This is a genomic window from Pigmentiphaga sp. (assembly GCF_033795525.1).
In the GTDB taxonomy this organism is placed as follows: Bacteria; Pseudomonadota; Gammaproteobacteria; order Burkholderiales; family Burkholderiaceae_B; genus Pigmentiphaga.
On the sequence record NZ_JARYGM010000001.1, the window covers coordinates 198,890 to 216,047 of the forward strand.

A 17,158-nucleotide genomic window follows, 5' to 3' on the forward strand; every position below is an offset into this window, starting at 1 on the left:
GGAGCGGGTTCACACTTGGAGGGTTAAGCTCATCTTTGCCGCCATGCCCCTCAAACTGTCCGTTCTCGACCTGAGCCCCATCCCGTCCGGGCTGACTCCTTCCGACGCCTTGTCCAACAGCGTGGATCTCGCGCGCCAAGCCGAAGCGGCCGGCTACCACCGCTACTGGCTGGCCGAGCACCACAACACGGGCATGCTGGCGTGCTCGGCGCCGGAACTGCTCATAGGACGCATTGCGGCCGCCACCACGCGGCTGCGCGTGGGCTCAGGGGGCATCATGCTACCCAATCACAGTCCCCTCAAGGTCGCCGAAACCTTCCGTGTCCTCGAGGCAATGTTCCCCGGCCGGATCGACCTCGGGCTGGGACGCGCCCCCGGCACGGATCCCGTCACCGCGAGCGCGCTGCGCCGGGGCCATGCCGATGCCGACGAATTCCCCCGCCAGCTGGCCGACCTGGTCGGGTACCTGAAGGACGCGATGCCGGCCGATCACCCTCATGCCCGCGTACGCGCCACACCGGTAGGCGTGCCCTGCCCGCCCATCTGGATATTGGGGTCCAGCCTTTACGGCGCCCGCGTCGCCGCGGTCAACGGCTTTGGCTTCGCTTACGCGCACCACATCGTTCCGGAAAACGTCCATGCCGCCATGCGGCTTTACCACGAGGAATTCCGCGCCTCTCCCTTCGGCCACGAGCCGCGCGCCATCCTCGCGGTCTCCGCCATTTGCGCTCCCACGCAAGACGAAGCCGAGCGGCTGGCAGCGACCGCCGATCTCAGCATGATGCGTACGCGTACCGGGCGCACGCGTTATCCGCTGCCCAGCGTCGAAGAAGCGCTGGCCTATGCCTACCAGCCCGACGAGGAAGCCCTGCGCCAGTACAACCGTACCCGCATCCACATCGGCACGCCCGATGCGCTCGCCGCCTCCATTGGCAGCCTGGCGCAGGCAACGGGCGCCCAAGAAGTCATGGTCAATTCCATGATCCATCGCCACGAAGACCGCGTGCGCAGCTATCAGTTGCTGGCGCCCGCCTTGATGTCCTGACCACCATTCCGACCAACGCGTTTGCAAGGGACCAGACATGCAGCTTCACGGGAAAGTCGCCCTCGTCACCGGCGCCGCCAGCGGCATCGGCAAGGAAATCGCCAATACGCTGGCTGCCGCCGGCGGCGCCGTCGCCATTGCGGACATCAACCTGGCCGCGGCCCAGGCCGTGGCCGACGAGCTCAAGCTCAAGGGCTGCCAGGCCGTAGCGGTAGACTTCGATGTCACCGATGAGGCTGCGGTGGAACAAGGCACCCAGCTGGTCGTCGATACGTTCGGCAGCCTGGACATCCTGGTGTCCAACGCGGGCGTCCAAGTGGTCAACCCGATCGACCAGTTCGCGTACGCCGACTGGAAGAAGGTGATGGCCATCCATCTGGACGGCGCATTCCTGACGACCAAGGCAGCCCTCAAGCACATGTACCGGGACGATCGCGGCGGCATCGTCATCTACACCGGGTCGGTGCATTCGCACGAAGCCTCGCCGCTGAAATCGGCCTACGTCACCGCCAAGCACGGCCTGCTGGGACTGGCCCGGGTGCTGGCCAAGGAAGGGGCCCGGCACAACGTGCGCTCCCACGTGGTATGCCCGGGCTTCGTCCGCACGCCGCTGGTCGAGAAGCAGATCCCCGAACAGGCCCGAGAACTGGGCATCAGCGAAGAAGAAGTGGTCAAGAAAGTGATGCTGGGCAACACGGTCGACGGAGAATTCACCACGCTGCAGGATGTCGCACAGACCGTGCTCTTCCTGGCCACCTTCCCGACCGCCGCCTACACCGGGCAGTCCTTCGTGGTAAGCCACGGTTGGTACATGCACTAGCCGCATGGGCGCCTACCTCACGTTTCTCGACGTCGCCGGTTTCGTCGCACTGTTGCTGTGGGGTGTGCACATGGTGCAGACCGGCATCCAGCGGGCCTTCGGTCCGCGCCTGCGCACCATGCTGGGCGTGGCGCTGGGCAACCGGATCTATGCATTTTTTGCCGGGCTCGGCGTAACGGCGTTACTACAGAGCAGCACCGCCACCGGCCTGATCGTGGCCGGTTTCGCCGCCAGCGGCCTGGTGGGCCTGGTGCCGGCGCTCGGCGCCATGCTGGGCGCCAATGTCGGCACTACGCTCATCGTCCAAGTCCTGTCGTTCGATATCTCGCGAATTGCGCCCGTCCTGGTGCTGGTGGGCGTGATCATGTTCCGGCGCGGCAACGCCTCCCATGTGCGCGACTTCGGCCGGGTCTTTATCGGACTGGGCCTCTTGCTGCTGTCCCTGCACCTGCTGCTCGCGCAACTCGAGCCTTATCGCGACCTGCCGGCCCTGCGCTGGGTGCTGCAAGCCTTGTCGGGCCACCCCGGCCTGGCCATCCTGCTGGCCGCGGCGCTGGCTTGGGCCGCGCACTCCAGCGTCGCGGTGGTCGTGCTGGTCATGTCGTTCTCGGCGCAAGGGCTGCTGCCCATGGATGTCGCCTTCGCGCTGGTGCTGGGAGCCAACCTGGGCACCGCCATCAATCCGCTGCTGGAAGGCTCCGCCAAGGACGACCCCCAAGCGCGGCGGCTGCCGCTGGGCAATCTGCTCAACCGGGCGGCCGGCGTCCTGATCGGCTTGGCCCTGCTGGACGCCGTCCATCCCTGGATGACCCAGCTGGCCGGCGACAACGCCCGCGCAGTCGCCAACTTCCATACGGCCTTCAACCTCCTGCTGGCAGCCGTCTTCCTTCCCCTGCTCACGCCGTATGCCGCGCTGCTTCGCCGCTGGCTTCCTTCCCATCCCGACGAGACCGACCCGGGCCGCCCCATGTACCTGGATAGTGCGGCGCGCGGCATGCCGGTAGTCGCCCTCGGCAATGCAGCGCGCGAAGCCCTGCGCATGGCCGATACGCTGCAGACGATGCTGCATCATTCGCGCGAAGCGCTGGCAGGCGCCGACCGCAAGCGCATCTCCGAAGCGCGCCGCCTGGACGACATCCTCGACCGGCTCAATGGCGCGATCAAGACCTACGTCGCCGGCCTGGACCAGGACGAGCTGACGGCAGAGGATCGCCGCCGGGCCAACGAGATCCTCGTCTTCATCACCAATCTCGAGCATGCCGGGGACGTGGTCGACAAGAATCTCCTGAACGACATCGGCAGGCTCAATAAGCGAGGCCTGACATTCTCGCCCGAGGGGCGGCGGGAGCTGGACGACATGCACGGCCGCCTGGAGGTGAACCTGCGCCTGGCGGCGTCCCTGTTCGTTACCGAGGACGCACGCGCGGCGCGGCTGCTCGCGGCCGAGAAGGAGATTTTCCGGAACATGGAGATCGCGGCCACGCAGGCCCACTTCGACCGCCTGCGCAGCGGCCGCATAGACACCACCGAAACCAGCGGACTGCACCTGGACGTGCTGCGTGACTTGCGCCGCATCAACAGCCACCTGGTCGCCTCGGCGGCCTACTCGGTACTGGAGAACCCGGCCGGCTCGCCAGCCGCTCCGTTCGAGGCGGCCGGCGAAACGGAGGTAGTAACTACACCGAAATAGCCGGGGTTGCTGTCACGACCCCACAGGCTGCGATACTTCTTCGACCGGATGATGCGGTGCATGTCCGTCGAGTGCTCCCGCGGCATGGTCATGGAAAACGGAATTGACCAGGTAGATGGCCACCACGCCAGCGGCAATCAGGGCGAACTGCGGCAGGCTGTCGCGCACCGTGGTGCGACGCTGCATCTGCGGCATGAGATCGGCCACGGCAATGTAGATGAAGCTGCTGGCGGCCAGCGTCAGCACATAGGGCAGCCACTCTTGCGAATCGGCCAGCAGGTAATAGCCGACCAGGCCGCCGGCAACGGCGGTCATGCTTGATAGCACATTGAACAGCAAGGCCCGCTTGCGCGTGAAACCGGCGTTGACCAGCACGATGAAATCGCCGAGTTCCTGCGGGATCTCGTGCACAGCGATCGTCAGCGTGGTCAGCAACCCCAGCATGGGATCGGCCAGGAAAGCGGCGGCAATGACGATGCCGTCGCAGAAATTGTGCAAGCCATCGCCGACCAATACGGCCAGGCCGCCCCGGCCCGCCTGATGCGCGTCATGGCCGGGCGGATGGCCGTGGCCGTCGTGCTCGTGGTGGTGGCTGTGGCGCAATACGGCCAGCTTCTCCAACACGAAAAAGCCCAGCAGGCCGACGAGAAGCAGCGCAAACAAGAGGTGCGTATCGGCATCGGACTCGAATGCCTCGGGCAGCGTATGCAACAACGCGACCGACAGCATGATGCCCACCGAAAAGCTGATCATCTGGTGGAGGAAGCGCGCGAAATACCGGAGCGCCAGCCAGCCGGCGACGATTACCGACAGGACTCCGCTCGCCAGCGTGGCGAGCAGAATATAGGTTAGGGTCACGGGGTGCTCGTGAAACTCAGTTGCAGAAACAGAAGTATACGGAACTTCCCGAGTTTTACGAATCGAGATCACCGGCCAGCAGCCGGCCCGTGCGAAACAGGCGCTCGCGCCGCAGGGTGGCAGCCAGGGGTTCGTCGCGCCCCAGCGCCCGCGCATATGCCGGCACGCCGGCCAGCGCGGCCAGCAGCCCGGCCCGGTCCTGCGCGACCCAGGCGGCCAGTTGACGGTCGGGATCCCACACCGACAAGCCCTGCCGGCGCAGCTCGGAGCGGTTGAAGTCCTTGAGGTTCCAGGTCAGCACACGCAACTCGGGCTGTACCTGGAGCGCTGCCCTCGCCCTGCTGGCCAGGCCGGCCGCGATCACATGCCTGTCTTTCGGGTCGCTGTAGGTCAGGCCGACCTCATAGGGGGAGACGTCGCCGGCGTCGGCATCCGGAAAACGGCGGCACATCGACGCCCATTCGGCCTCCAGCACCGGCGGCGCAACGCCCCAGATGCGGGCGGCATTGCGCCGCCATTCCAAGCCGATCCGCTCGCTCCAGACCGGGCGGAACCAGCCTTGACCCGCCATCTCGAGCAGCAATGGCCGCAATATGCTCGACATCAGCACGCAGGCATCGAGGACCAGCCAGAGGGGCGGCACGAGGCCTTCGACCTCGGCACCCACACTATCCATGGAACACACCTTCGGCATGACGTTCAGAAAAGAAAAACGCTCAGCCCGGAGGAGGTTCGACCGTATTGCGTCCTCGCTCCTTGGCGCGCTCCAGCGCTGCCTGCGCCTGGGCGAGCGTCGCCTCCAGGTTCTCCCGGGCCTGAGCCACCCCGATCGACAAAGTAATCTGCGTCCCTATGTGCCCACGCAGCGCAAACTGGCGACCACCCACGTGCTGCCGGAGCCGATCGCAGATCGCGACCGCGTCAGCCAGTGAAGCGGGAACCAGCATGGCGAAACGGTCCGCCGTCACACGTGCCAGCATGTCCTGCGACGGCAACAGATTTCTCGTCAGATCGGCCAACTGGCGCAGGATAGCATCGCCGGCGAGGCGGCCCAACGCCTGGTTCAGCCGGCCGAACCCGTCGATATCGATGAGCGCCAGGCACAGTGGCTCGCCATCCCGGGCACACCGGGCGATTTCGGCGGCATAAGCCGGCATCATCCAACGGCGGTTGTACAGCCCGGTAACGGCGTCATGGCTCGCCATGAAGTCCAGGCGAGCCGGCTCTTCCGGGTCATGGCGCAGATTGGCGGCACGCAGCCTGGCGCTCAGCATGTCGAGCGCGTTCAGGGCGATGCGCGGCACGGACTCCATGACGGTCCGCAGGCGAGCGGCGTCCAGCGCCACCAGGCGCGAGGGCCACTGCGCGACGACATAGGTCGTGCCGCCTTCCGGTCCGATCAACGCATGCTCGCCCAGGCAGTCGCCGGGCACGAAGCGTGCCGCCCGCTTGTGCAGATCGGCATCCAGGAACGCAGCCAATTGCCCCTCGACCAGGATGTAGACGTGATGATTGGGCTCGCCGGGCTGCAGCAGCAACGCGCCATGCGGCAGGTGGGTAACGAAGGCGAAAGCGAGGGCCATCTCGCACTGTTCCGGCGAGCAGCCGGCGAACAGCAGAGAGCGGGCCAGGGCCTCCCGGTCAGGCAGGGCGAGATCGCCCGGCGCGCCGTCGGGAGGCATGTGGGACGGAATTGGACCGGTCATGTGGCGGTTATCGGCACCCGCCGCCCGAAGTTGAGCTCGCCCTACAGTTCCGGCGCAGCCATCCGATAAGGCGGTCATGAGCATCCACACCGCCCTCCTGCGTCTTCCCGCCCTCGTCAAGCGCCAGAAGCTGGCCCGTGCCGGATGCCGGCTCCTGGCCCTGGCCCTCATGCTGCCGGCTGCCGGCTGCGACTACCTTGGCTTCCAGCCGGTCTCGCAGATCGAGGCCCGGAAAGAATCCGAAGGACGAGCCATAGGCAGCGCATGCCGTCAGGCCGGCCGGGCGCTGGAAGATTGCTATACGTTCAATCCCCACATGTCCAAGGCAGCCATCTTCAACGGCTGGAAGGAAATGAACGACTACATGCTGCAGAACAATCTGACGGAAGTCCGCCCCGAAGTCGCTCCGGTCCTGCCTGCCGGCCGGGCCCGGGCGGATGCCGCATCGCGGCCTGCCCCCACCGGAATGTCGGCCCCCGGCGCTGCGCCCGGCACGGCGCCCCGCCCGGCCATCTAGCACTCTGGCCGTGCGGCGCTGCCATCCGGGCAGCGCGCCTGCGCCGCCCCCCTTTCCGCTTCCGCGAAGAAGACGCCATGCTTGGCCACCTGTCGCTCGCCGTCCTTACCCTCGTATTTCTCCACGCGTGCATCAACGCCCCGGCACCTCGCGCCACCCGCCCGGCAACGCAGGCAGAAACCGCGCCCCAGGGTCTGCCCCGCTACGATGCCGAACGGGTCTATGCGGACTTCACCGCCCACGACCCGCAAGCGCTGGAAAAATACCGGAAAACGCCTTTCGTCGTGTCCGGCTGGCTGCAAAAAATCCACCCCGTGGGCCACACCGAGCTGCAACTGGACTTGAAGGCGGCCAGTCCGGCCCAGCCTGTCCGCGCGCGGCTCAAATCCGACCTGGCCTGCGAGCGCGGCCAACGGTGCCCGGAGCAGGTTGCCCTCGACACCCTGCCGCGTGGCTTCAAGGTCTACCTCAAGTGCAACGAGGCAACGCTGCAAGGCGCCACGCCCACCGTAGGCGATTGCGTCCTGACCGGCGGTCCGGGGCCGGTCGAATAAACGCCGGGGTGCGCAGACGGGGGGAGTCACTTCGGGCATGCCGGTTGCTGAAAGCAAAGGCAGGAGCTTCCAAGAACGCCCTGGCGGCGCATGGGAAAGCAGCGTCGAAACGGCGCACGGCCACGGAGAGTCCGGGGAGCCGCGCGCAAGGCGCCGCCCGGCGGTCGGCAACCGCCAAGAAGGCGGCCCGTACGCAAGCCGCTAACCGGCATGCGTGACGCCGCAGTCAGTGAACCAGCGAAACCTTGCGGGCAATGACCTCGGCGCATTCGTCGCTATCGGAGGACTGGAACAGCCGATGGACGACGAATTCTCCCTCGGGGTCGACCCCCAGGGCCTCGGCAGCGGCACGCCGCACTTCGGGGCCCGGGTTGCAGCAATAGACGCCGGCCTTTTCCGCCGCGGCGGCAGGCTCGGCACCGAGGTTGGTCAGCCACTCACGATCTTCGTTGAGCGCACACCAACGCGGTTCGCCGGCCGCATCCTTGGCGGCAACGACATAACAAACCAGCTTCTTGCGATCAATCACCATACAAACGGCCCTCCAGCGTGCGCCAATCGTAGACCAATCGGACCTCGATGTCAGCGCCGCCACACTGGGAGATCTACCTATCCCAAGCTTGGCGGAAACCCTTGAGAAAATGCCTTTCCGGGGAACCGTTAAGATGCCGGTTAAGCTCGATTCGAGCCCGACAATTCCCATGAAGCCGTAGAAGGAGCCATCGTGACCGACCCCGAATTCCTGAAGGGACAAATCACCGCCCTGCAAAACGTGGTGAGCATGCTGATTTCCGCCCATCCCAACTCGCAGCAACTGCGCCAGGTCATGCAAGCCATCGCGCAGCAGGTGGAGCCGACCCTGAACGAGGCCCACCCGTCATTCAAGAAGGGCTGGCAGAACGTGATCGCCACGCTGTGCCAGGCCGACGAGCCCGCGCCCGAGGACGGCGAACGGCATTGACGCCGGCCTACACGGCGCCAGCCTTGGTTTAGCCAAGCCCTACCCGGCCGCGGCCAGGTCGGCGTAGTGCTGCAGGCGGGCCAGCGCATAGCGCGCAGCCCGCTCGCGGACCTCGTTGCGTCCGCCGGTGAAGCGGCGCGTCTCGCTATACACCTTGGCCTCATTGTTGCGCTCGAAGGCCCATGCAAAGCACTGCGTGCCGGCCGCGACGCCTGCCGCCCCGCCATCGGCCACCCCGGTGTTCGCAATCGCTGCATTAGCGCGGCTGCGAAGCAGCGCGCCGCGGGCCATCGCGCGCGCCACCGGCTCGCTGGTGAGGTTATACGCTTTAAGAATCCTGGAGGGAACCCCCAACGCCTGCATTTTTGCTTCGGGCGAGTAAGCCACGAAAGCGCAGTCCAGCAAAGCGCCCGCACCCTCGACGTCCGCCAGCATGGCTGCTATCAGCCCGGCGGTGCAGGATTCCGCGGTGGCCAGCAACAGGCGGCGTTCCTGCATGTAGCGGGCGATGTGTTCGAGATTCTGCACGCGCGGTCCCCGGTCGTGGCGATGACGCGCTTCAGCACGCGCCGTACCCGGCGTGCCGGTTGCTGCGCTGCGCAAGGATGAGCAAATCTCTGGAAAGCAGTGTAAATCCTGCGCCTTCTGCCCGGGCATGCGCGACCAACCTCCCTCGCAACATGTCCCGATCCTCGTTCGGGCAGGCTGGCACAAGGCTTGCGATTGCACGCGTCCCCACTCGAACCATCCTTACTTGGAGGACCTCATGCCTACGCCTACCCCCCAGAAGCGCCCTCGAGGTTTTGCTGCCATGGACCCCCAGAAGCAGCGCGCCATTTCGGCAGAGGGCGGCCGGGCCGCACACCAGTCCGGCAACGCGCACGAATTCAACTCGGAAGAAGCCCGGGCCGCCGGGGCCTTGAGTCACGCCCATCGACGCCGCCGCGCGGCAGAAGCGCAAGCTCAGCAAGCCCAGGCCCAGGGCACCCCCCGGGAAGAACCGGTGCAGGCCAGCCCGGGCAGCTCGTGAGCCCAAGCGCCCGGCTCGGCAACCGCCAGCCGGGCCTATCCCGCGCGCTAGCGAAACAACTCGCCTGAAGCGCGCGCAGGCTCCGATATCCCCGCCAAGGTGTCGTCCGTGTCGCCGGCCTTGGTGGCCAAATCCCCCAACGACACTACCCCGACCAACTCGTTGTTCTTGCCGAGGATGGGCATTCTGCGGATCTGTTCGTCGCGCATTTTGGCCTTGACCGTCTCGGCGTCTTCGTCTGCATAGCACCAGCTCACATGGGCAGTCATCGCTTCGCGCACGCTGGCGGATGGCGATGCGCCTGCGGCTATGCAGCGTACCGCGATGTCGCGGTCGGTGACCACGCCGATCAGGCGCCTGCCGTCGCAAACGGGCACCGCGCCGATATCCAGGTCGGCCATCAACTGTGCAGCGCGCTGTATCGACTCGTCGGCCGATAAGTACGCCACGTCGCGGGTCATGATCTCTGCGATTTGCATGGGACTCTCCTTGAAAAAAAGCCGCAAATGCGGCTTGGGCGTGGGCAGCAACCGATATGCCCATAGAGTCCCGCGCCCGCACAGGCCCAGAAGGCGACCTCGCAAGGGAAGGGAACGAGTCCACGGCAAACAAGCGCAGCAAAAGCCGGGCGAAAGGGAGCGGAAAGAAAAAGCGGGCGGGAACGAAACGTAGCCGGGCGGCTACTTTGAGATCTGCCCCGGAGGCGGACCGGATAGGCTAGCGCCTAAGCTAGGTATGCGAATGGGGTGGCTGATGGGACTCGAACCCACGACAACCGGAATCACAATCCGGGACTCTACCAACTGAGCTACAGCCACCACGGTCAGCAATGCGTGCACTGCAAGGCGCAGGCACGAAAGAACGCCATTATAGCGAACTTTGCGGCCGCGTGCGCAACGCCCCGCCGGGGCGCTGCTACCCCCGGCTACCCCTGGGCGTCGCAACCATATCCCGGTCATACGGCGTTGCTAGCTTCGTCGGCAGTCATCCAGGAGCCGCCGATGAAGCTTACCCGTCTCAGTATCGCGACGTTCAACCTGTACAACCTGAACGAGCCCGGCCGCCGCGTCTACACCGGCGAGGGCTGGAGCCAAGCCGAGTACCGCAAGAAAATCGACTGGACGGCCGGCCAGCTAACACTGCTCGATGCGGATGTATTCGGCTTTCAGGAATTGTGGCACAGGGATTCGCTTGCCCGTGCGTTGCAGGCGTCCGGCTTGGCCGGCACATACGACATGCTGGTACCCGAAGACGCGGACGGTTCGCGGATCGTCTGCGCGGCCGTGGTCCGCAAGGGGCTGCTAGCCGGCGAGGCCGAATGGATCAGCGATTTTCCGGAGGCCTTCATGTTGCATTCGAGCGGGGACGACCCTCAGACGCCTCAGATTAGCGTCAATATCCGGGGGTTCTCCCGCCCCGTGTTGCATTTCACGATACAGCCGCGCGAGGATGGACCGCTGGTGCATGTTTATGTGTGCCATTTCAAATCCAAGGCCCCCACCCAGGTGTACAGAGAGGATTGGTACATCGACGCCAAATCCGCCTACGCGAAGCACGCCAAGAATCTGGGCGCGGCCCTCTCTACCATCCGCCGCACCGCCGAAGCGGCCGCGCTGCGCTTTTTGCTCAGCGAGCTGATGAAGGGCAACGACACGCCGGTAATCGTGCTGGGCGACATCAACGACGGCCAGCACAGCAACACCGCCAATATCCTCACCGATCAGCCCCGCTACCTGGTCGGGGACTCCGAAGGAGGCGGCGACGTCGCGCTTTATACGGCGCAGACCCTGCAGGAATACCGGGACACGCGCGACGTGTACTACACCCACGTCTACCAGGACATCCGGGAGTCACTCGATCACATCCTCGTCAGCCAGGAGTTCTACGACAATAGCCGCAAGCGCCTATGGATGTTCGACGGGCTGGTCATCAACAACGACCATCTGGACTTCGACGACCACAAACGGCTAGGTGCCAACGACCATGGGATCGTCCGCGCCACGTTCAATTATCGTCCGAACAGCCAAAATTGAGCTGACGGCACAAGCCGGGGGACCACGGTGCCAAGCCGCGGCCTCCGGCGATGCACAAAAGCAAAAAGCCCCTGCATGACAGGGGCTTTTTCTCGGCTGGGACCGCTTTACAGCACGCGGATCTTCGAAGCCTGCGGGCCCTTGGGACCCTGGACGGCCTCGAAGCTGACCTTTTGGTTCTCGTACAGCGTCTTGCGCCCTTCCGCCTGGATCTCGGAGAAATGAGCGAACAAATCCTTGCCTCCATCATCCGGCATGATGAAGCCGTATCCCTTGTCGTCGTTGAACCATTTAACGATGCCTGTGGCCATGATGCACTTCCTTCCTGAATATGTACTTGCCGCGAATACCACAAAACCGGAATCAAGGGTGGGCCGTGACCAATGGAGAGCCGACTTGCCGACCAAACCGCGTGTAGAACCCTAACCTGACACCTTGAAAATCACTATGCGATGCAATGATCGCTTAGTCAACTCGTTTTCGTTTCCGTCGGATACAACCTTATTACCCGAATACGACCGTTATTTGAATCGGGATTTTGCAAATATCGCCGGGTTAATGGCCAGATTAGGCAGGCTTGACTACAAAATGCGAAGCATAATGCGGCATATCACCCACATAGTGGACAAAATCAACTATTTGCGCGAGGGTTTCCACGTAGATACTTGGATCTCAACCCTCTAAACCTATCGTTTTCCCGTATAAGGGAAATACCTATAAAAATTTCCCGACAGCCGGCGAACGGTCTAGAAGAAATTACAAGCCGATCGTCCCATATTTACATGGACAGGACAGCATAATGATTTTGGGTATGGTTCATCGCGGCACGCGAATTGCGGACGCATAAAGACGCGGTTTTCACGCCGCGGCAGGCCCCGCTTCATGGCTGCGGGGCCGAGCGAATGCGTCAAATAGGAGAAAGTTTATGGATCAGCAGAAACAGCAGCCCGGTCAGACCCAACCCGGCCAAGGCCAGCAAAGCCCGCGGCAGAACGAGCAGCAGACCGGCATGGACCAGCAGCAGGGTCAACGCGGTTCGCAGCAACGTCCGAACGTTCAGCCCGGACAGCAGAACCCTGGCCAGCAGCAACAGGAACAACAACAGCAGCGTGGCCAACAGCCCGGCCAACAGAACAAACAACAACAGCAAAAACCGAATCAGTAACGGCTAGTCCGCAGCCGCCGGCCGTGCCCAGCCCCTCCAGGGCCAAGCCTGAAGTGCGAATAGTGCACCGCGCCGGCGGCGCTTCTACCAGCCTCGATCGCGCGCGGGGAACGCCCGGCACCGAGGACTACTACCCTCTTTCCAGCTTGTCGATATAGCGCTTGGCCGCTCTTTCGGCGTACCGGTGAGCCTCGAACTCCGTGCCGAACACCTGGTCGTCGCCCAGATGCTGCTCGGCGGGCAGCGCGTGGAACTGTGCCGCGGGATCGAGCGAGATGGTGGCCAGTCCTTCGAACAACACCGTCATGCCGTCCCGGGGATGATTGACCGGGCGTGCCACAGTGCGGATGTAGTAGCCCTTGTAGAAGTCTCCTGCGCCGTCGGACATAGCACCCTCCTGTAGACAATACATGCGTGAGGCAAGGGGATGACCCAGAAAGTTCAACGTCACTGCCAAGGGTATCCGTCCGATATACCGATTTCTCTTAGGAATATCACTTGCTGAACCGCGGTCTGAACAAGAACACTCCGGCAACCCGCATGACTGGTACGTACTCCGATGAAATCTGGTGGAAAAGCGCGGTGGTATATCAGATCTATCCGCGCTCCTTTGCCGACTCCAACGGCGACGGTGTGGGCGACATCCCGGGCATACTGGCGCACCTGGACCACATCTGCAGACTGGGCGCCGATACGGTATGGGTGTCGCCGGTATTCAAGTCGCCCATGGCCGATGCGGGCTACGACATCAGCGACTATTGCGATATCGATCCCCTCTTCGGGACGCTGGACGATGTCCAGCGCCTGATCGACGAAGCACATGCACGCGGCCTGCGCCTGCTGCTCGACTTCGTACCCAACCACACGTCCGATCGCCATCCCTGGTTTATCGAATCGAGGTCGTCGCGCGCGAGCCCCAAGCGCGACTGGTACATCTGGCGCGACGAACCGAACGACTGGCGCGCCGCGCTCGGAGCCGGCAGCGCCTGGACCTGGGATGAGAAGACCGGCCAGTACTACCTGCATTTTTTTCTGCCGCAGCAACCCGACCTCAACTGGCGCAACCCGGAAGTAGTGGAAGCCATGCATGGCGTGCTGCGCTTCTGGCTGGACCGGGGTGTCGACGGTTTTCGTATCGACGTAGCGCACTGCACCGGCAAGGACCCCACCTTCGCCGACCACCCTCGCTGCCTGGCTGGGGAAGCGCTGGTCGACTTCAACGACCAGCCATACAGCCACGAAGTACTGCGCGGCATACGGCGGCTGGTCGATAGCTACCCCGGCGACCGGGTGCTCGTGGGCGAAGTCAACATCCGCTCGACGGCAAGCGTGCTCCAGTACTACGGCGCGGGCGACGAACTGCACATGTCGTTCAACTTCCCGCCGCTGGACGCCCCCTGGGATCCCATCGTCTTTCGCACGTGCATACGCGAGGTGGACACCCTCATGCGGCCGGCAGATGCCTGGCCCACCTGGGTGCTGTCGAACCACGACAACGTGCGGCATCGCACGCGTTATAACGGTTCGCTGCGGCGCGCACGGGCGGCGGCGATCCTGCTGCTGTCGCTGCGAGGCACGCCCTTCCTGTTCCAGGGTGAGGAACTGGGACTGGAGGACGCCCGCATCGACCCGGACCGGCGCGTCGACCCGGGCGGCCGCGATGGCTGCCGGGCGCCGCTGCCGTGGACCGAGCAGCCGCCGCATGGCTGGAACGGCGCCCCGCCCTGGCTACCGTTCCCCCCGAACCCAGGTCAGCATTCGGCCGAGCGGCAATGGGCCGACTCCGGATCCATCTTCCACCTGTACCGGCATGCGCTGGAGCTCCGCAGGGCAAGTCCGGCACTGCGGCTGGGCGACTGGGAGGAAATCGATTCCCCGCCCGAAATCCTGGCCTTCCGGCGCCGCTACGGCGACGACGTCCGGCTGGTCTGCGTGAACTTCGCCGACCGCGAACTGCAATTCACGCCTCCGGGCAAATGGCGCGCTGCCCTGTACAGCGAGGGCGGGCCGGCGGCGGGAACTCGCTTCCCCGGCAAGCTGGAACGCGAACAGGCTGTAATCCTCGAACCGGAGACATGACTCATGCTGCCACTTTGGTATCGAAACGCCATCATCTACCAGGTCGACCCCAGCCTCTTCCGTGACGCCAACGGCGACGGACGAGGAGACCTGCAAGGCATCACCAACCGGCTGGAGTACCTGCGCGGCCTGGGCGTCACGTGCCTGTGGCTCATGCCCTTCTACACGTCGCCCTTCCATGACTGGGGCTACGACGTGGCAGACCACCTGTCGGTGGATCCCCGCTTCGGCGCCCTGCCTGATGTAGTCACGCTGCTCGAAAAGGCCGAGGAACTGGGCCTGCGCGTCATCGTGGATCTCGTCGTGCAGCACACTTCGGACCGCCATCCCTGGTTCCAGGCAGCGCGCAGCGACCGGAACTCCCGCTACCGGGACTACTTCATCTGGGCCGACAAGCCCGAACCCACGGAGGTCAAGCCCATTTTTCCCACGGTCGAAGACAGCGTGTGGACCTGGGACGAAAAGGCCGGCCAATACTACCGGCACGTGTTCTATTCGCACGAACCGGACTTGAACCTGGGCAACCCCGAGGTCCGCGTCGAGATCGAACGCATCATGGACTTCTGGCTCAGGCTGGGCGTATCGGGTTTCCGCGTGGACGCCGCCTCGCACATGATAGAGAGCGCCAAGCAGGGCGACCCCACGGACGGCGGCTTCTGGCTGCTCAACCAAATGCGCCGCTTCGTTTCCCGCCGCAGGGCCGATGCCGTGCTGCTGGGTGAAGTGGACGTGCCGCCGGCCGAATACGCCCAATACTTCGGGCAAGGGGACCGGCTCACGCTGGTGCTGAACTTCTGGCTGAACAATTACCTCTATCTGTCGCTGGTACGCCAGAGCGCCGAGCCGCTGGCGCGCGCATTGGCCGAACAGCCCGTACCGCCAGAAACGGCGCAATATGCGCTCTGGCTGCGCAATCATGACGAACTCGACCTCGAGCGCCTGAGCGAGTCAGAGCGCGAAGAAGTCATGGCCTGCTTCGCCCCGGACCCGGAGATGCGCATCTACAACCGCGGCATCCGGCGCCGGCTCCCGCCCATGCTGGGTGGCGACCCGCGCAAGCTTGCCCTGGTGCATGCGGTGCTGTTCTCGCTGCCTGGCACGCCCATCCTGCGCTATGGCGAAGAAATCGGGATGGGGGACGATCTCTCCCTGCCCGAGCGGCTCGCGGTGCGTACGGCCATGCAGTGGTCGGACGAACACAATGCGGGGTTCTCGACGGCCGATCCGGACAAGCTCGCGGTGCCGCTGATTCGTACCGGTCCCTACGGATATCCCAAGATCAACGTATATGCGCAATCGCTGCATGACGATTCGCTGCTGACCAAGACCGGCAAGATGATCCGCGCCAGGCTGGGCCTGCACGAGATCGGCAGCGGCCGATGCCGGGCGGCTGACGTCAATTGCCCGCAGGTACTGGCGCTCAGGCACGAACTGGACGGCGTCGCGGTCGTGACTTTCGCCAATCTTGGCCCCGACGACGTGGAATTCGAAATCCACGACGAGGACTGCCAGCACATGACCGACGTCATGGCCGACGGCCCCTACGATCCACCCGAGGGCCATCCGGCCCATATCCGCCTGCGTGGCTACGGCTACCGCTGGCTGCGCCCGCGCGACAAGCTGTAGACCGCACATTCCGGGAGGCCATCCTATGCAAGCTCTGGGTAAACGCCGCTGGGTCATTGCCGAAGGCTATCTGCCCCCGTCCAGCACGGGCGAGACACGGCAATTCGTCAGCCACGAAACCGCCTGCATGCTCAATACCGGCGATGTACCGGCCCAGGTCAGCGTGACAGTATTCTTCGCTGACCGCGAGCCCGCCGGCCCCTACCGCCTGACGGTGCCCCCGCGGCGCACGGTGCACATGCGCTTCAACGATCTGAAAGAGCCCGAGCCCATCCCCTTGGATACCGACTACGCCAGCGTCATCGAATCCGACGTCCCCATCGTCGTCCAGCACACCCGGCTCGACTCTCGACAGGCTGCCCTGGCGCTCATGACCACCATGGCGTGGAGTGCAGAATAGCGCTACTGGCGCTTGATCACGCTGACGTTCCCGTCGGCTTCCAGGTAGAGCGCCTTCACTTGTGCGATGGACTCGATTCCTTGCTGGCGGACCTTGGCCTCCAGTTCTTCATCGGTAATGGATTGGCGCCGCATGTTCGCGCGCAGTTTGCGGCCGTTGCGTACCAGCAGGACTTTTTTCGGATCGACGAAGCTGCGGACCAGCGGGAAGTGGTAGGCCAGCCTGTCCAGGAACATGTTCCATGCGACCAGCGTGCAGATCAGCAGCGCCGCATCGGCGACGCTCTTGCCCTCTCCGGCCATGCCGTTCTGGGCAGCATCGGCCACGATCACGATCAGCAGGATGTCTGCGATGCCCATCGAGCCCACGTCGCGCCGCACGACAAAGCGGAACAACAGGAACAACAACCAGTAAATGGCCGTGCCCCGGACCAGGGTCTCGAGTGGGGATATGGAAAAAACGAAGATGTCGGACCACTCCAAGCTGAGCCAATCCAAGGCCATCCCCTAGAGTCAGGATGAGCCGGAGTCCGCAAAAAACGGGCCTGGCTTGGAGGTGGCGCGGCGGACAGGAATCGAACCCGTAACCCCAGGCTTAGAAGGCCTGTGCTCTATCCGGTTGAGCTACCGCCGCTCCGGGGCGAAAGTTTAACACCATGCCCCCTGGGGCCTGCC

At 64.4% G+C, this 17,158-nt stretch carries 21 protein-coding genes and 2 tRNA genes; 11 read left to right on the plus strand and 12 right to left on the minus strand.

Annotation, left to right across the window (positions count from 1 at the left end; genetic code table 11):
* Nucleotides 1-43: 43 nt before the first annotated feature.
* Genes QHC78_RS00980 through QHC78_RS00990 form a run of 3 tightly spaced genes read left to right on the plus strand, consistent with a single transcriptional unit; the run spans nucleotide 44 to nucleotide 3,555 of the window.
* The gene (locus QHC78_RS00980; protein WP_319742005.1) at nucleotides 44-1,045 is read left to right on the plus strand and encodes an LLM class flavin-dependent oxidoreductase; all 1,002 of its coding nucleotides are present in this window, start codon (nucleotides 44-46) and stop codon (nucleotides 1,043-1,045) included.
* A gap of 37 nt (nucleotides 1,046-1,082) precedes the next feature.
* Nucleotides 1,083-1,865 carry a 3-hydroxybutyrate dehydrogenase gene (locus QHC78_RS00985; RefSeq protein ID WP_319742006.1) on the plus strand — a complete coding sequence of 261 codons (783 nt, stop codon included), beginning with the start codon at nucleotides 1,083-1,085 and terminating at the stop codon, nucleotides 1,863-1,865.
* Between the two features lie 4 nt (nucleotides 1,866-1,869).
* Nucleotides 1,870-3,555, plus strand: coding sequence for a Na/Pi cotransporter family protein (locus QHC78_RS00990; protein ID WP_319742007.1), 1,686 nt, complete (start codon nucleotides 1,870-1,872; stop codon nucleotides 3,553-3,555).
* A 12-nt stretch (nucleotides 3,556-3,567) separates the two neighbouring features.
* On the opposite strand, the gene QHC78_RS00995 is transcribed toward QHC78_RS00990, so the two are convergent.
* From QHC78_RS00995 to QHC78_RS01005, 3 genes are read right to left on the minus strand one after another with little or no spacing between them, the layout of a single operon-like run.
* Nucleotides 3,568-4,413: a ZIP family metal transporter gene (locus QHC78_RS00995; protein ID WP_319742008.1), complete on the minus strand. Its 846-nt coding sequence runs from the start codon at nucleotides 4,411-4,413 to the stop codon at nucleotides 3,568-3,570.
* A 55-nt stretch (nucleotides 4,414-4,468) separates the two neighbouring features.
* Nucleotides 4,469-5,089 carry a PIN domain-containing protein gene (locus QHC78_RS01000; RefSeq protein WP_319742009.1) on the minus strand — a complete coding sequence of 207 codons (621 nt, stop codon included), beginning with the start codon at nucleotides 5,087-5,089 and terminating at the stop codon, nucleotides 4,469-4,471.
* A gap of 40 nt (nucleotides 5,090-5,129) precedes the next feature.
* On the minus strand, nucleotides 5,130-6,119 hold the full coding sequence (locus QHC78_RS01005; protein ID WP_319742010.1) for a GGDEF domain-containing protein: 990 nt from the start codon (nucleotides 6,117-6,119) through the stop codon (nucleotides 5,130-5,132).
* Between the two features lie 76 nt (nucleotides 6,120-6,195).
* Between QHC78_RS01005 and QHC78_RS01010 the strand changes: the two genes are divergently transcribed.
* Complete coding sequence (locus tag QHC78_RS01010) at nucleotides 6,196-6,636, plus strand: hypothetical protein (RefSeq protein WP_319742011.1); 441 nt, start codon at nucleotides 6,196-6,198, stop codon at nucleotides 6,634-6,636.
* Between the two features lie 77 nt (nucleotides 6,637-6,713).
* The gene (locus QHC78_RS01015; protein WP_319742012.1) at nucleotides 6,714-7,190 is read left to right on the plus strand and encodes a hypothetical protein; all 477 of its coding nucleotides are present in this window, start codon (nucleotides 6,714-6,716) and stop codon (nucleotides 7,188-7,190) included.
* 226 nt (nucleotides 7,191-7,416) lie between these two features.
* On the opposite strand, the gene QHC78_RS01020 is transcribed toward QHC78_RS01015, so the two are convergent.
* Nucleotides 7,417-7,722, minus strand: a complete 306-nt coding sequence (locus QHC78_RS01020) for a hypothetical protein (RefSeq protein WP_319742013.1) — start codon at nucleotides 7,720-7,722, stop codon at nucleotides 7,417-7,419.
* A gap of 192 nt (nucleotides 7,723-7,914) precedes the next feature.
* On the opposite strand from QHC78_RS01020, the gene QHC78_RS01025 reads away from it, so the two are divergent.
* Nucleotides 7,915-8,151, plus strand: coding sequence for a hypothetical protein (locus tag QHC78_RS01025; RefSeq protein ID WP_319742014.1), 237 nt, complete (start codon nucleotides 7,915-7,917; stop codon nucleotides 8,149-8,151).
* 39 nt (nucleotides 8,152-8,190) lie between these two features.
* Here the strand turns inward: QHC78_RS01025 and QHC78_RS01030 are convergent, their stop codons facing one another.
* Nucleotides 8,191-8,679: a CinA family protein gene (locus QHC78_RS01030; protein WP_319742015.1), complete on the minus strand. Its 489-nt coding sequence runs from the start codon at nucleotides 8,677-8,679 to the stop codon at nucleotides 8,191-8,193.
* A 238-nt stretch (nucleotides 8,680-8,917) separates the two neighbouring features.
* Between QHC78_RS01030 and QHC78_RS01035 the strand changes: the two genes are divergently transcribed.
* Nucleotides 8,918-9,181 (plus strand): KGG domain-containing protein, encoded by a 264-nt coding sequence (locus QHC78_RS01035; RefSeq protein WP_319742016.1) that lies wholly within the window; start codon nucleotides 8,918-8,920, stop codon nucleotides 9,179-9,181.
* Nucleotides 9,182-9,228: 47 nt separating this feature from the next.
* Here QHC78_RS01035 and QHC78_RS01040 read toward each other — a convergent pair whose 3' ends face one another.
* On the minus strand, nucleotides 9,229-9,660 hold the full coding sequence (locus tag QHC78_RS01040; RefSeq protein WP_319742017.1) for a CBS domain-containing protein: 432 nt from the start codon (nucleotides 9,658-9,660) through the stop codon (nucleotides 9,229-9,231).
* A gap of 263 nt (nucleotides 9,661-9,923) precedes the next feature.
* A tRNA-His gene (locus QHC78_RS01045) sits at nucleotides 9,924-9,999 on the minus strand.
* Between the two features lie 183 nt (nucleotides 10,000-10,182).
* On the opposite strand from QHC78_RS01045, the gene QHC78_RS01050 reads away from it, so the two are divergent.
* Complete coding sequence (locus QHC78_RS01050) at nucleotides 10,183-11,214, plus strand: endonuclease/exonuclease/phosphatase family protein (protein WP_319742018.1); 1,032 nt, start codon at nucleotides 10,183-10,185, stop codon at nucleotides 11,212-11,214.
* A 107-nt stretch (nucleotides 11,215-11,321) separates the two neighbouring features.
* Here the strand turns inward: QHC78_RS01050 and QHC78_RS01055 are convergent, their stop codons facing one another.
* The 3 genes from QHC78_RS01055 to QHC78_RS01065 all read right to left on the minus strand — a co-directional run bounded on the left by QHC78_RS01055 (nucleotide 11,322) and on the right by QHC78_RS01065 (nucleotide 12,767).
* Nucleotides 11,322-11,525 carry a cold-shock protein gene (locus QHC78_RS01055; RefSeq protein WP_087780849.1) on the minus strand — a complete coding sequence of 68 codons (204 nt, stop codon included), beginning with the start codon at nucleotides 11,523-11,525 and terminating at the stop codon, nucleotides 11,322-11,324.
* Nucleotides 11,526-12,121: 596 nt separating this feature from the next.
* Nucleotides 12,122-12,364 (minus strand): hypothetical protein, encoded by a 243-nt coding sequence (locus QHC78_RS01060; protein ID WP_319742019.1) that lies wholly within the window; start codon nucleotides 12,362-12,364, stop codon nucleotides 12,122-12,124.
* 145 nt (nucleotides 12,365-12,509) lie between these two features.
* Nucleotides 12,510-12,767: a hypothetical protein gene (locus QHC78_RS01065; RefSeq protein ID WP_319742020.1), complete on the minus strand. Its 258-nt coding sequence runs from the start codon at nucleotides 12,765-12,767 to the stop codon at nucleotides 12,510-12,512.
* Between the two features lie 152 nt (nucleotides 12,768-12,919).
* Here QHC78_RS01065 and QHC78_RS01070 point away from each other — a divergent pair, with 152 nt between their 5' ends.
* From QHC78_RS01070 to QHC78_RS01080, 3 genes are read left to right on the plus strand one after another with little or no spacing between them, the layout of a single operon-like run.
* Nucleotides 12,920-14,458 (plus strand): alpha-amylase family glycosyl hydrolase, encoded by a 1,539-nt coding sequence (locus tag QHC78_RS01070; RefSeq protein WP_319742021.1) that lies wholly within the window; start codon nucleotides 12,920-12,922, stop codon nucleotides 14,456-14,458.
* A 3-nt stretch (nucleotides 14,459-14,461) separates the two neighbouring features.
* Nucleotides 14,462-16,084, plus strand: a complete 1,623-nt coding sequence (locus tag QHC78_RS01075; protein WP_319742022.1) for an alpha-amylase family protein — start codon at nucleotides 14,462-14,464, stop codon at nucleotides 16,082-16,084.
* Nucleotides 16,085-16,109: 25 nt separating this feature from the next.
* Complete coding sequence (locus QHC78_RS01080; RefSeq protein WP_319742023.1) at nucleotides 16,110-16,484, plus strand: sensory rhodopsin transducer; 375 nt, start codon at nucleotides 16,110-16,112, stop codon at nucleotides 16,482-16,484.
* 2 nt (nucleotides 16,485-16,486) lie between these two features.
* Here the strand turns inward: QHC78_RS01080 and QHC78_RS01085 are convergent, their stop codons facing one another.
* Nucleotides 16,487-16,981 (minus strand): DUF421 domain-containing protein, encoded by a 495-nt coding sequence (locus QHC78_RS01085; RefSeq protein WP_319742024.1) that lies wholly within the window; start codon nucleotides 16,979-16,981, stop codon nucleotides 16,487-16,489.
* Between the two features lie 59 nt (nucleotides 16,982-17,040).
* A tRNA-Arg gene (locus QHC78_RS01090) sits at nucleotides 17,041-17,117 on the minus strand.
* Nucleotides 17,118-17,158 lie beyond the last annotated feature (41 nt).